Source organism: Ruegeria sp. AL1 (assembly GCF_056540905.1).
This window is the reverse complement of sequence record NZ_JBQFXP010000002.1, coordinates 204,139-217,442: the sequence shown is the minus strand read 5'-3', so window position 1 is coordinate 217,442 and position 13,304 is coordinate 204,139. Positions and strand designations below refer to the sequence as shown.

Annotated in this window: 12 protein-coding genes, 1 pseudogene and 1 riboswitch; of the genes and pseudogenes, 5 read left to right on the top strand and 8 right to left on the bottom strand. The window is 58.6% G+C overall.

Going from position 1 to position 13,304, the window contains the following annotated elements; all coding sequences use genetic code 11:
* Positions 1 to 2: 2 nt before the first annotated feature.
* A complete protein-coding gene (gene gltS, locus ACRZ9X_RS04175) occupies positions 3 to 1,211 on the bottom strand; it encodes a sodium/glutamate symporter (RefSeq protein ID WP_480516103.1) in 1,209 nt (402 codons plus the stop codon).
* 4 nt (positions 1,212 to 1,215) lie between these two features.
* Positions 1,216 to 1,737 carry a DUF6446 family protein gene (locus tag ACRZ9X_RS04170; protein WP_480516102.1) on the bottom strand — a complete coding sequence of 174 codons (522 nt, stop codon included), beginning with the start codon at positions 1,735 to 1,737 and terminating at the stop codon, positions 1,216 to 1,218.
* Between the two features lie 78 nt (positions 1,738 to 1,815).
* Here ACRZ9X_RS04170 and ACRZ9X_RS04165 point away from each other — a divergent pair, with 78 nt between their 5' ends.
* On the top strand, positions 1,816 to 2,448 hold the full coding sequence (locus tag ACRZ9X_RS04165; RefSeq protein ID WP_480516101.1) for a MarC family protein: 633 nt from the start codon (positions 1,816 to 1,818) through the stop codon (positions 2,446 to 2,448).
* 8 nt (positions 2,449 to 2,456) lie between these two features.
* Here ACRZ9X_RS04165 and ACRZ9X_RS04160 read toward each other — a convergent pair whose 3' ends face one another.
* Complete coding sequence (locus tag ACRZ9X_RS04160) at positions 2,457 to 3,386, bottom strand: glycine--tRNA ligase subunit alpha (protein WP_480516100.1); 930 nt, start codon at positions 3,384 to 3,386, stop codon at positions 2,457 to 2,459.
* 205 nt (positions 3,387 to 3,591) lie between these two features.
* Here ACRZ9X_RS04160 and ACRZ9X_RS04155 point away from each other — a divergent pair, with 205 nt between their 5' ends.
* Positions 3,592 to 5,322, top strand: a complete 1,731-nt coding sequence (locus ACRZ9X_RS04155; protein WP_480516099.1) for a peptidoglycan-binding protein — start codon at positions 3,592 to 3,594, stop codon at positions 5,320 to 5,322.
* 181 nt (positions 5,323 to 5,503) lie between these two features.
* Here ACRZ9X_RS04155 and ACRZ9X_RS04150 read toward each other — a convergent pair.
* Both ACRZ9X_RS04150 and ACRZ9X_RS04145 read right to left on the bottom strand, forming a co-directional pair.
* A pseudogene (locus ACRZ9X_RS04150) lies at positions 5,504 to 5,965 on the bottom strand (thiamine pyrophosphate-binding protein); the annotation flags it as partial.
* Positions 5,965 to 7,413: a TrkH family potassium uptake protein gene (locus ACRZ9X_RS04145; protein ID WP_480516098.1), complete on the bottom strand. Its 1,449-nt coding sequence runs from the start codon at positions 7,411 to 7,413 to the stop codon at positions 5,965 to 5,967. The pseudogene ACRZ9X_RS04150 and the gene ACRZ9X_RS04145, both read right to left, overlap by 1 nt.
* Before the next feature lie 11 nt (positions 7,414 to 7,424).
* Between ACRZ9X_RS04145 and ACRZ9X_RS04140 the strand changes: the two genes are divergently transcribed.
* Entirely contained in the window at positions 7,425 to 8,204 is a 780-nt protein-coding gene (locus ACRZ9X_RS04140) for a hypothetical protein (RefSeq protein WP_480516097.1), read from the top strand.
* Positions 8,205 to 8,550: 346 nt separating this feature from the next.
* Here the strand turns inward: ACRZ9X_RS04140 and folE2 are convergent, their stop codons facing one another.
* On the bottom strand, positions 8,551 to 9,654 hold the full coding sequence (folE2, locus tag ACRZ9X_RS04135; protein ID WP_480516096.1) for a GTP cyclohydrolase FolE2: 1,104 nt from the start codon (positions 9,652 to 9,654) through the stop codon (positions 8,551 to 8,553).
* A 198-nt stretch (positions 9,655 to 9,852) separates the two neighbouring features.
* Complete coding sequence (metZ, locus tag ACRZ9X_RS04130) at positions 9,853 to 11,043, bottom strand: O-succinylhomoserine sulfhydrylase (protein WP_480516095.1); 1,191 nt, start codon at positions 11,041 to 11,043, stop codon at positions 9,853 to 9,855.
* Positions 11,044 to 11,105: 62 nt separating this feature from the next.
* Positions 11,106 to 11,183, bottom strand: a riboswitch (SAM riboswitch).
* A gap of 130 nt (positions 11,184 to 11,313) precedes the next feature.
* Here metZ and ACRZ9X_RS04125 point away from each other — a divergent pair.
* Complete coding sequence (locus tag ACRZ9X_RS04125) at positions 11,314 to 12,003, top strand: glutathione S-transferase N-terminal domain-containing protein (protein WP_480516094.1); 690 nt, start codon at positions 11,314 to 11,316, stop codon at positions 12,001 to 12,003.
* A gap of 471 nt (positions 12,004 to 12,474) precedes the next feature.
* On the opposite strand, the gene ACRZ9X_RS04120 is transcribed toward ACRZ9X_RS04125, so the two are convergent.
* Entirely contained in the window at positions 12,475 to 12,846 is a 372-nt protein-coding gene (locus ACRZ9X_RS04120) for an OB-fold nucleic acid binding domain-containing protein (RefSeq protein WP_480516093.1), read from the bottom strand.
* A 127-nt stretch (positions 12,847 to 12,973) separates the two neighbouring features.
* Here ACRZ9X_RS04120 and ACRZ9X_RS04115 point away from each other — a divergent pair, with 127 nt between their 5' ends.
* Positions 12,974 to 13,297, top strand: coding sequence for a 2Fe-2S iron-sulfur cluster-binding protein (locus ACRZ9X_RS04115; RefSeq protein WP_480516092.1), 324 nt, complete (start codon positions 12,974 to 12,976; stop codon positions 13,295 to 13,297).
* The last annotated feature ends 7 nt before the right edge of the window (positions 13,298 to 13,304 follow it).

Genomic DNA, 13,304 nt, shown 5'->3' with positions numbered 1-13,304 from the left:
CCTTAGAAACTCACGATCGTCTGGATGACGATGGCATTGGCGATATCCACGAAGAAGGCGGATACAAGGGGCAGCACGATAAAGGCAATAGGCGAAGGACCATATCGCTTGGTCACGGCGGTCATATTCGCGATAGCGGTCGGGGTTGCGCCCAGGGCGAAGCCTCCGAAACCAGCGGCCAGCACGGCGGCGCGGTAGTTCGAGCCCATCAGCGGGAACAACACCCACAGCACGAAGGCCACCGCGAACAGGGTCTGGGCCGTCATGATCACGGCGATGGCGAGGCCCAGTTCGGCAATGGTCCACAGCTGCAGGCTCATCAGAGACATGGCCAGAAACGCGCCCAGAGCGAATTCCGAGATCAGCGCCAAAGACGGCGTGCGCGCCACGGGCGGCGCTTTGGGGAACAGCGCGGTGCGCAGGTTGGCGATGACAATGCCCATGATCAGGCAAGGCACGAACAGGGGCAGTTTCAGCCCCGCCGCGCTGATAAAATCGCTGAGGATATAGCCCGCGATGATGGCGAGGTTCAGGTGCAGCAGCACCCGCATGATGGTCTGGTGATCAATCGCCGTTTTTGCGTCAACCTCATCGGGCAGACCCACGGTATGCTCTTCCTCGGGGCGGCTGGGGCTCAGTTTGCGGCCCTCGACCAGCAGCCGCGCGATGGGGCCGCCAACCAGAGCCGCCAGCACAAGGCCCAATGTTGCCACCGCCACGCCCAGTTCGGTCGCGCCTGCAAGCCCGGTGGCCTCGGCCACTTCGGGCGCCCATGCAATCGCGGTGCCATGTCCGCCGATCAGCGCGGCGGAGCCAAACAGCACGCCCGCCTGCGCCGGATATCCGAACAGAACCGCCCCACCAGCACCGATCACATTCTGCGCGACGATGGTCAGAAGGGTCAATATCAGCAACAAAAGCAACGGCTTGCCGCCAGCGATCAAATCCGACAGCCGGGCATTCAGCCCAATCCCGGCAAAGAACAGAACCAGCAGAAAATCCCGCGCGGTCAGGCCGAAGGACAGCTCAATCCCGAATGTGAGATACAGGAACAGCACCACCAGCGAGGCCAGAAGCCCTCCGGTCACCGGCTCGGGGATGTTGAAGTTGCGCAAGGTCGCGACGCGGGCGTTGATCTCGGCCCCCAGCAGGTAGACCGCAAAGCCCAGGGTTGCGGTCAGAAAATCGGGGATCGCGACAGCCTGGCCCATGGGCTTACTCCTGCGGTCTGAGCGGGCATTCCTCGCCCACCACCGTGCCGTCATAGGCCTTTTCACCGCAATTGTTCAGCGCGTGCCAGACGTAACCCTTGCCGTCCTGCGTGATCGCCACAATGCGGTCGACACCATAGTGGATGTTCTTCGCGCCCATGAACGCCTTCGCCTGCCCCGATTTCAACGCATCAGCCAAGGCGACGGCATCATAACAATCAAACCATCCCGGCGCGGTCAGGGGTTCGGGGTTTTCTACGGATATAAACCCTGCCAACTGATCTGCAGTCAGTTCGGTTTCAAAACAGGCCCGATACCGGATCGGAGAGCTGTCGGCATCAATCGCCTGAAACGCGGAATAGGCAATCGCCTCGGGGGCATCCGCCCCTTGCACTAGCAACGCGACGTCCTGTCCGGGACGCGGTTCGACATCATAGTAGAACCCATAAACCTGAAGGTAATACATACCGCCCCCGGCCAAAGCGGCCGAGAACAGCAGGATCAGCGCCAGAAGTTTCCCTGTCATCTCTTACGCCGCCTCTTTCAAGTTCCGGGAAAATAGGACAGGTTCCAGACGATCACGGGCTGAAACGAGGCACCTTTCATGGAAACCACTCTTGCCGTCGGATTTTTCGGCGCGTTGTTCGCGATCATGAACCCGATCACCAACCTGCCCGTGTTTCTGAGCGTCACGCAGGACCTGCCCGCCGTAGAACAGCGCAAAGTCGCCGTGAAAACAGCGGTTTACTGCATTATTCTCGGCAGCGCCTTCGCCTCGATCGGCAGTCAGGCGCTGGGGTTGTTTGGCATCAGCGTCGATCACCTGCGCGTCGCGGGCGGGCTGGTCGTTCTGATGATCGGGCTGAACATGCTGAACGGAAACGAGAGCAGCTCGCACCACGGAACCGACGGGGAAAAGCAATCCTACCCCGAGCCCGACACGGTCGCGTTCTATCCGCTGGCTTTTCCCATTTTGGTCGGCCCCGGCACGATCACAACATTGATCCTGTATGCCCATCACATCAAGAAGCCAATAGAAGCCATTGCCTACGCTGGTGTTTTCCTGATCGTTGTCGCCCTGCTGCTGATTACGTTCTGGAACGCCGCGTGGCTGGCGCAGCGGCTGTCGGACAACGCGCGCGTGATCATGAGCCGCTTTATGGGCATGATCCTGTCGGCCATTGCCATCAGCATGATCGCCGATGGCCTGAAGGCGCTGCTGCCCGGTTTGGCCTGAGCCCGCCATCAGGCCTCGAACCCGGCGGCCTCGGTCTGCACGAACGCGTCGGCGCATTGCTTGGCCAACGCGCGGACGCGGCCGATATAGGCCTGCCGCTCGGTGACTGAGATCACCCCCCGCGCGTCCAGAAGGTTGAAGATATGCGACGCCTTGATGCATTGGTCATAGGCAGGATGCGCCATCACGATCCGCTTGCCGGTCTTCGGATCGTCATGCTCCTGCGCCAGAATGGTGGCACACTCGGCCTCAGCCTCTTCGAAATGGCGTAGCAGAACTTCGGTATTGGCCACGTCGAAATTCCAGCGGGCGTATTCCTCTTCGGTCTGCTTGAAGATGTCGCCATAGGTCAGTGGGCTGGGGGACTGAGGATCGTTGAACGGCATATCCATCACATGATCTATGCCCAGCACATACATAGCCAGACGCTCAAGCCCATAGGTCAACTCACCCGACACCGGCGCGCAATCGTGGCCACCAACCTGTTGGAAATAGGTGAACTGGCTGACTTCCATGCCATCACACCAGACCTCCCAGCCCAGACCCCAGGCACCCAGCGTTGGGCTTTCCCAGTCATCCTCGACGAACCGGATATCATGCAGGTCCATGTCGATGCCGATGGCCTGCAGTGATCCCAGATACAGCTCTTGCAAATCCGGTGGGCTGGGTTTGATCAGCACCTGATACTGATAGTAATGCTGCAACCGGTTCGGGTTCTCACCATAGCGCCCATCGGTCGGACGGCGCGAGGGCTGCACATAAGCTGCGGCCCACGCCTTGGACCCCAAAGCGCGCAGCGTCGTCGCCGGGTGGAACGTGCCCGCGCCGACCTCCATATCGTAAGGCTGCAGGATCGCGCAGCCTTTCGAGGCCCAATAGGTCTGAAGCCGCAGGATGATCTCCTGAAACGAACGAGGTGCGCTGCTGGGTTCGGTCATGTCATTCCCTTTGGGCGCACTGGCGCCTTGTTCCGATGGGTTTTGCCCTTCCTATGCAAGGGTCAGAGGGGCGTCAACGGGCCAATGCGTCCAGGCTGTCACTGCGCCGCCACACTGGAAATTCCCCTTAACACGGGCATGGCAATTCCAGCTGAATTTCGCGTAATCTGCCCCAAAGATAAAACACTGCAGATACGGGCAGACAATGACACGCATATTTTTGGCAATTTCTTTTCTAGTGCTTACTTTTGCAGGCGCGGTTTCTGCCCAGCAAGACACGGGCGTCTGGGTTCAGGTCGAAGCACAACCAAATCTGCGTCAAGCGCAGGAGCGCGCGCAGGTTTATGCGGATGCGTTGCCGGATGTGAACGGGTTCCGGTTGAACAGCGGGTGGTATGCCATTGTTATCGGGCCATATCTGCGTGAGGATGCCGAACAGGTCTTGCGTGTCTATCGGGCCGAAGGGCAAATCCCGCGCGACAGTTTCATCGCGTTTTCCAGCAACATGAACCAACAATTCTGGCCTGCAGGTGCAAGCAGGCCCGAGCCAGAGCCGGTTACGCCCTCGCTTGAGACGCAACCACAGCCTTCCGCCAACCTGACCCTGCAAGCAGGCGAAGAAACCCGCGCTCAGGCATTGCAGAGCGAGCGCTTGTTGACCGCACAGGAAAGACGCGACCTGCAGACCGCCTTGCAGGCAGCGGGGTTCTACAATTCGACCATCGATGGGGCATTTGGACAGGGCACCCGGCGGTCGATGGGTGAATGGCAGCGCTTCAACGGGTTTGAATCAACTGGCGTCCTGACCACGGCACAAAGAAAAGCTCTGATCGACGACTACAATGCACCTCTGATCAGCGTTGGAATGGACCGGTATGCAGACCTGGAGGCCGGAATCGAACTGGATCTTCCCCTTGGAGCCGTTGCATTCGAGAAATACGAAGCCCCCTTCGCGCATTTCTCCAGCTCAGGCGATCTAGACGCCAAGGTGCTGTTGATTAGTCAGGAAGGCAATCAGGCCACGTTGCGTGCTTTGTACGAGGTCATGCAATCGCTTGAAATCGTCCCGCTGAACGGGCCGCGGACACTGCGCAAAGACAGCTTTACACTCGAAGGGCGCGGCAATGGCATCGTGTCCGTGACGCAGGCTGCGTTGAAAGATGGCAAGATCAAAGGGTTTACACTGGTCTGGCCAGAAGAAGATGATGCGCGGCACAGACGGGTTCTGGCCGCGATGCGCGGCAGTTATACGACCACTGACGCAGTGCTGGATGCCGGGGCGGGGTCGGATGCGGAACAGCGGATCGATCTGGTCTCGGGTCTTCAAATCCGTAAACCGCGCCTGTCGCGCTCGGGCTTTTTTGCCGACCGCAACGGAACGGTCCTGACCGTATCGGAAGCAACCGACCAATGCACGCGGGTCACACTGGACGGTGATCAGGAGGTTGAAGTCGCCTGGACAGACGCAGAGCTGGGTGTCTCGGTCCTGCGCCCTCGCCGGACGCTGGCACCGATCAGCGTGGCAGAATTCCGCGCCGATCAACCTCGTCTCCAGTCCGAGATCACAGTGTCGGGCTTTTCATACGAAGGCGCACTGGGTGGACCAAGCCTGAGCTTCGGCCAAATCGCTGATATTCGCGGATTGAATGGCGAAGAAGGCGTCAAGCGATTGGCGCTGGCAAGCCAGCCCGGAGATGCCGGCGGACCTGTGTTCGATGGCAGTGGTAACGTCGTGGGCATGTTGCTGCCTACCCCATCCGATGGGCGCAGCTTGCCTGACAAGGTCAGCCTTGCCGCAAATGCCGCGCAATTGACGGATGTACTGACCAAGGCAGGCGTGTCTGGGCAGACCGCACAAGACGGCGGCAAGATTTCCCCGAATGAGTTGAGTCGTCGCGCAAACGGCATGACTGTTCTGGTGCATTGTTGGGATTAGGGCACAAAGCCGCGGCCCGGCGCAGCGCTTAGTTGTCGAAGATGTCTGGCGTCACCCGAATGAGCGTCGGAACAGGCGCTTCAAACGCGGCCCGAACAGCCTGTTGCATGTCTTCCAGACGTTCTGAAGAGGCGGAAATAGCGCCATAAGTTTAGGCCAATTTTGCAGAAATCCGGGTTTCGTGCCTCAAGCGCGGCCGCGATACGGCAAATTCTTCAAACGCACGGTCAATCAAGCCATAAGCCGCTTGGTCAGTATCAGCCTGACAGGACCACTGGGCGACGCGGCGCGTTGATCTTTCATCTGGTGCCATTGGCCATGCTGCGCCCCGGTCTCATCCAGGCACGATGAGATCACCAACATAAGAACCGAATCCGAATATGCTTGCCCCATTGGCGTCAGGATGTTGCCCAGCCCCCGACCTGTGATCACGTAAGCCACGCCGGGCCGGTCGTTGCGCGAGCATATCCATCGGTCATAAACCCTGCCCCCTGTTCGTGCCACACCAGTATATATGGGTCAGACCCGCCTCTTCGATGCCCCGGAACATGTCCTGATTGTGGACCCCGGGAATTCCGAAAACCTCCTCGACACCCCGATCCTTCAGCATATGAGATATCTGAGCCCCCAGAGGCCTTTTCATCAATCTCTCCAGAATTGCACCGTGAAGATGGCATAGACCGCCAGCAACTCGAGGCGGCCAACCAGCATCCCAATGGTCAAAAGCCATTTTGCGGTATCGTTCAGCCCCGCAAAATTGCCTGCCGGACCGATCTGGTTGCCCAATCCGGGGCCCACATTTGCCAGGGCCGTCGCGGCCCCAGACACCGAGGTGATGAAATCCAGGCCGGTCAGGGCCAGAGCCCAGGACAGCACACCCATCGACAGCACGAAGAACATGAAAAAGCTCATGACCGAAGTCAGAACATCGCGGCTAATGGCCCGGCCGTCATAACGCGGCACAAAGACCCCGTGCGGGGATCGAATGCGGTTGATCTGCGTTTTGATCGAGGCAAACAGCAGCTGATACCGGAATACCTTGATCGAACAGGCGGTCGAGCCTGCGCAGCCTCCGATCAGACCGATGAGAAAGAACAACATGACCGGGAAGCTGCCCCATCCCATGTAATCCACGCTGGCATAGCCAGTGCCCGAGATGATTGAGGTAATGTTGAACAACGACTCGCGAACAGCCTGTTCCCAATGGTGCGGAAACACGGAGGTCAAAAAGATCGACATGATTGCCACGAGAACCAGGATGGTCGCCAGAAAAGCCCGAATCTGACTGTCGCGCCACAGCGAGCTAGAATTCCCGTTTGCCAGTTGCACATAACGGACAAAGGGCAACGCCGCCAAAATCATGAACACGGCGGCTGCATATTCCATCGGGCCCGAGAACGTGGCGAACGAGCTGTCGTAATTGGAAAACCCGCCGGTCGCGATGGTGGTCATCGCATGAACAACCGCATCAAAGAACCCCATGCCGAAGCCGGCATAGACCAATGCGCAGGCGACGGTCAGAAAGACGTAGATCAGGGAAATCTGTCCGGCAATCTCCTGCGCGCGCGGCAGGATTTTCCCCATGGTTTCAAACCCCTCTGATCGAAAGATCTGCATCCCCCCGACCCGAAGCTCGGGCAGGAAGACCATCGCCACCACAATGATGCCGATACCGCCCAGCCATTGCAGGATGCCGCGCCACAGCAGCAAGCCGCTGGGCAAACCGTCCAGCCCCGAGATCACGGTCGAACCTGTTGTGGTCAACCCTGACATGGCCTCGAAATACGCGTCGACGAACCGCAACTCGGTCTCGCCAAACAGGAACGGGATGGCGCCAAATATCGGCAGCGCAACCCAGACGCCGGATGTCAGCAAAAAGGTCTGACGAATGGTCAGACCTTCCCCGACACCGTTCGAGCAACTCATCGCCAGAACACTGCCTGTCAAAACAGTGATGATCGCGCTTTCAAGGAATACGTGCCATTCGCCCCTGCCCTCGATCATGTCGGCGAGCATGGGCAAAAGCATGGTCGCCCCAAGAATGGCGACCAACAGGCCAATTACATATCCAACCGGGCGCAAATCCGTCATGACGCGCAGCGTTGGCGCGCCATGAGGACCGTGTCAAGCCGATGGGGCCGGATTACTGTTCGGTTTTCGCCGAAGGTGTCGGCATTGCCGGGGGGGTGGACGGTGCCCGGGTGCGCCGCGCAGGGGCCGCAGGCTTTTCTGTCGCCTTCGCCGCAACGGGTTTCGCGGCTGCGGGCTTGGCTGCTACCGGTTCCGGTTTTGCTTGGAGTTCCGCCTTGGCGGCCGTCGATGCAGGCTTAACCGGGGTTGGTTTTGCTTTAGTCGACCCTGTTGTGGACTTTGATGTCGCAGCTTTTGCGACAGGCGTCTTGGCGGCTGCACTGGATTTGAACGTCGCCGTCGTGTTGGCCGCCTTTTCAACCGGTTTGGCAACAGGCTTAGGGGCGGGCTTCGGACTGACGGTCTTGGCTGTAGAAGCCGCTTTGGGGGCCGCTGTCTTCGGGGCTGCAGGTTTCGCCGCCGGGGCCTTTTTGGCAACCGGTTTGGCCGTGGCCGGGGACGCCTTGGCAGCAACAGCCTTTTTCGGGGCAGCCTTGGCTGCGGGTTTGGCCGCCGGGGCAGGTTTCGCCTTGGCCGCAGCCGGAGCGGCTTTCGCTGTCGGCGCCGGTTTTGGCGCAGCCTTGGCTTTCCTGGGCGCAGGTGCCGCCGGAGCCTTGGGTGCCGCGCGCTTGGTCACGGTCGCCTTTGGCGGCACAACCTTGGCGACGGGTTCCGCACTTTTAAATGCGTGGATCGGCGCCATCGGGACCTGGAACGCGGCGCGGGTCATAACTTGCATAATCTCTAACTGACTGACCACCGCATAGCCTGCCATCCGAATGGCGGCTGCCTGAAACTCAAGCGGTTGGGAAATCGGATTCATTTCTGTTTCTCCTGTGAATACGATGCAGCCGGACGCAGAAGACGCCATTCGAGCGTCGAAAGCCGGGCTTTCGGCACGAAGCTCTGCAGGTCAGGTTGGCACATGCCTAAGGTCCTTCGATGCAACCTCAGCTTTGAAAAAGAGGCTGCGCATCAGCTACACTCAGGGCAATACTACCGCGAAACACTTCGCGTTGGCAGCAACAGTTGCTGCAATGCGGCAATAAAGCGCCCAGCGCTTTCTTTTGCCGCTTTTTTCAGCATGTTAATTTGGGATCACCCAGTGTGAAACAGGGTCGAAAACAACCTGGGATCAAGGCTCGCCGAGTCGAAGGTCGGACCTTCGGTCAGAATCGATACAGCATCATGACTGTGCAGACTTTCCTGATGGCTGGCCACGACACGGAAATCTCCGACGTGATGATCGGCCTGCAGTTCGGCACAAAACAACCGCGCGGCGTCTTCGACAAAAATCGGATTCGCCGCATTCAGCTCGGCGAATGCTTGCTCATCCTCACGCTTTACCATCACTTGCGTTTCGGTCGGTACGGCGCGACGGCACAGGGCGATCAGGTCCTCGAACCACAGACAATCGGCATTGCAATCCACAACCACCGAAATACGCGCGACCGAGCGCTGCGAATGCGGTGTCGCCAATTGGCCCCGCATCGACCGGGCATGTTCGCTCAGTTCCAGCGAACAGGGACAGGTCGAGGAATAAACATAGTCCAGATGCATGATCTTGAGACGCTCACCCGCGCGTTCGACCAGTTCCAGCGCGATGTCGTAATACTGATACCCCACAAGACCGGACCGCAGGCTTTCAACCTGATCGGGGAAGGAGAAGCGCATTTGAATCCGCGCATCCAGACTGTCCAGATCGGTCTTGTAGTCGTTCAGCGCGGCTTCCATCACCTCAAAACTGAACGTCCGTTCAGCGTGTTTGTAAAAGGACCGCATTATTCGGGACATATTGATACCCTTCTTGTCAGCCTCAAGGCTGACGGACCCGGTAACAGAGGTCTCGAGCGTCAGATCCGCCCCATGTTTGCGGTGAAAACGAATGGGCATGCGAAAATTGGAAATCCCCACATGCTGAATTTGCTGTTTGGCACCGCGGATCAGGCTGGACGGGCCATTCTGCAAATCCGGCATCGTCGCGCGGTATGCGGCATCCGCTTCGAAGTCGTCAGGATACTGCCTTGAAAGAGAAGGATAATTTACAGGTACCAGTCCCGGGATCAACCGCGCGACAGCGGGGTCAAGCTGGTTTACCTCGGCCTCGGATGCCGACTGAGCCCAGCTTTTCAGAACTTTCAGGGCGGCAGCAGCCTGATCACGATCCGGCGTTTCGTCGATGTCGCGGGGATGAATGTTCATGCGCGGGGTCCCTTGCTAGGTCGAAGGAATATAAACGACTCTGATCAACTTACAAATCCGATACGCACCCCATAACAGACCGGATCGAAAAAACCCGAACAAAACCGTCAATTCGCATCTGAATACGTCGGATCAAACGAGGCCTTTCCGGCCTAGGCATTGCCCCGCGTGGTCCGAGCCCACGCGGGGACATTCCGGCTAGGTCTGAGACAGTTTCAGTGCCTGTTCGATATCGGCAAGCAGATCAGCGGCATCTTCAAGGCCCACGGAAAACCGGATCAGGCCGGGTGTAATGCCCAATTCGTCCCGTTGTTCCTCGCTCAGCCTTTGATGAGTCGTTGTGGCGGGGTGTGTCGCAATAGATTTGGCATCACCCAGATTGTTGGAAATCACCGGTATGGTCAGCGCATTCAGAAAGGCAAACGCAGCCGCTTTTCCACCCTTGATATCCAGCGACAAGACCGTTCCGCCTTTGCCACCCAGTTGAGAGTGCACCAATGCGTTTTGAGCATGCGTTTTCAGGCCCGGATACAAGGTGCGGTCAAGCGCGGGGTGCCCCTCCAACGCTTCCGCCAGAACCTGTGCTGTTTCGGCCTGTGCGTTGACACGCAGCGCCATGGTCTCAAGTCCCTTGAGCATGATCCACGCGTTGAACGGGCTCAGCGCCCCGCCTGTATGCTTGAGATAGGGTTCAATCGTGCCGCGAATGAAGTCGCGGGTGCTGATAATGACACCGCCAAGCGCGCGGCCCTGCCCGTCAATGTGCTTGGTGGCCGAATAGACAACCACATCGGCCCCCTGCTGGATCGCGCGCGAGAAGACGGGCGTCGAAAACACGTTGTCCACAATCACTGTCGCGCCAACCGCGTGGGCCAGGTCGGCCACGGCTTCGATGTCAATTACCTCGAGCGTCGGGTTGGACATTGATTCGAAGAAGACAGCTTTGGTGTCAGGCCGGATCGCCGTTTTCCACGCCGTCAGATCGGTGCCATCGACAAAGGTGACCTCGACCCCATACCGGGTCAGGATGTTTTCAAGGATATAAAGGCACGATCCAAACAGGGCCTTGGCTGAAACCACATGGTCGCCCGCTTTCAACATCGCGCACAGCGCTGCATTTACAGCCGCCATGCCCGAGGCGGTGGCAAAGGCATCCTCGCCGCCTTCCAGCGCCGCGATGCGCTGTTCGAACATGGACACCGTCGGATTGCCGTACCGGGCATAGATGAACTCATCAGGGCCAGATTCAATGAACCGTGCTTCGGCCTGCTCGGCGTTGTCGTAGACGAAACCTTGCGTCAGAAAGATCGCTTCGGAAACTTCATTGTATTGGCTGCGGCGGATGCCGCCATGGACGGCTTGGGTGCGCTTGTTCCAGCTCTCGCTCATGTCATTCCTTTCAGCCTCCGGCGGGGAGGCAACAAAAAACCCCAGACGCGGCCAAGCGAAAGGGGTCTTTCATCCTGACCTTTTAGCGGTGTTGTTTAGCGTGGCCCGCAATCCGGTAACAAATCGCCACGTGGTGCGGATGCGTTTACGCCCCGGCCCCACAGTCGTCAAGCCCAAGGGGCAAATCGTCACGCTTTCGTAACCTTTCCAAGCGACCTCTTGCCGTATGGTGCGAAACCCTCATGATCCCTGACAACCGAAGGAGGCATCATGATCGATCTGTATTTCTGGCCCACGCCGAATGGCTGGAAGGTGTCCATCGCACTCGAAGAGATGGAGCTGCCTTACACCACTCACCTGATCAATATAGGCAAGGGCGATCAGTTCGACCCCGACTTCCTGAAGATCGCGCCGAACAATCGCATGCCCGCCATTGTTGACCCGGACGGCCCTGGTGGTGCGCCGATCTCGGTGTTCGAAAGCGGCGCGATCCTGATGTATCTCGCCCGCAAGACCGGGCGCTTTTACGGCGAAACCGAACGTGACCGGATCGCGGTCGAAGAATGGCTGATGTGGCAGATGGGCGGTGTTGGCCCGATGGCAGGTCAGGCGCATCACTTTCTGAAATACGCCCCCCAACTGGACCCACCGCAAGACCTGCCCTACCCCAAAGACCGCTACCGCGCCGAGGTCGGGCGCCTGTATGGCGTTCTGGATCGGAGGCTCGCCGAAAACGAATATGTCGCCGGAGATTTCTATTCGATCGCCGATATGTCGATCTGGGGCTGGGCCAGCCTGTGGGAAGGCCAGCAGCAGGTCCTTGAGGATAAACCCCACTTCGCCCGCTGGCTTGAAACGGTCAGCGCCCGCCCCGGCGTTCAGGCCGGGCGCGCCCTGCATGCAGAGCTGCGAGGAGATCACCGGGACAAGCAATCGCAGGGGGTTTTGTTCAAGCGGTGAGGCACCTTGATCCAATGTCGGTTCTGAGCCCAGATTGACCGAGTAGTCTCTAAAGTGCACAACTAAATCGTTGAAAATGTTGCTGCGAACCAGACTAAAGGCGTTGAATGCGGATTGCTTGGAAAATGGTCGGCACAGGGGTCGCCAGTTTCGCGGTGACATGGCTGCTGTTTGTATCGATTTACCGACCAACCGACCATGACTACCTCATCACCACAACATCGTATTATTTCAAGCGTATGTCTGAAATCGGACACACCGACGCTGCATCGTTTTCGGATTGTAGGCTCGAAGAAGCCGACGCCACCGACCGAGATACGGGAGTTTCGATGTTTGGGCTTTGTCGGAGTGAGACCGACGGGGAAACGTTTCACTTTGCCATCGCTCTGAGCCCTACCGCGAGCTTCGTTTACGCTGACATGGAACGGCTAAGCGCTAACGACTGACGGCAGCTTTGTCCGCATCGCGGCCTTAGCCCTCACCCCGCACCAGTACATCCAGCATCCCCGAGATGTCCTCGATCTCTTCCGCGATCACATGGATCACAGCATCGGCTTTCTGCATCCGCCCCGTCACCCGCAACAACCGCCCCGAGATCACCGCGCGGCGGAATTGCTCGTAGATCTTGCGCCAGACGATCACGTTCACAACGCCGGTCTCATCTTCAAGGGTGACAAAGATCACCCCTTTGGCGGTCCCCGGCCTCTGCCGCAGGATCACCAACCCTGCAACCGTCACGCGCGCATTGTCAGGCGGATCCTGCAGCCGGTTGGCAGGCAGGCACCGGGGCGGACGCGGCCAGTCCCGGTTTGAAACCGCAGGGTGAGCAGGGATAACAAACATGAGAACAAAAATAGAACATATAACGTGAAAGTCCAGTCACGGCATACTGAGTCGCAAATGATGCTGGAAAGACCTAAATGCCTTGATTAAGGAAGGTTTCGAACATCGCAAAAGGAAGACGCACGCAATGGCAAAGATCACTTATGTCGAGCACGGCGGCACCGAGCACACAGTCGAGGTTGCCAACGGACTGACCGTCATGGAAGGGGCTCGCGACAACAACATCCCCGGCATCGAAGCCGATTGTGGCGGCGCCTGCGCGTGTTCGACCTGTCATGTCTACCTGCACCCCGACTGGGTCGAGAAAGTTCCGGCCAAGGATGACATGGAAGAGGACATGCTGGATTTCGCCTATGAACCAGACCCCGCCCGCTCGCGCCTGACCTGCCAGATCAAGGTTACGGACGCGCTGGACGGTCTGATCGTGCAAATGCCGGAAAAACAGATCTGATGCATTC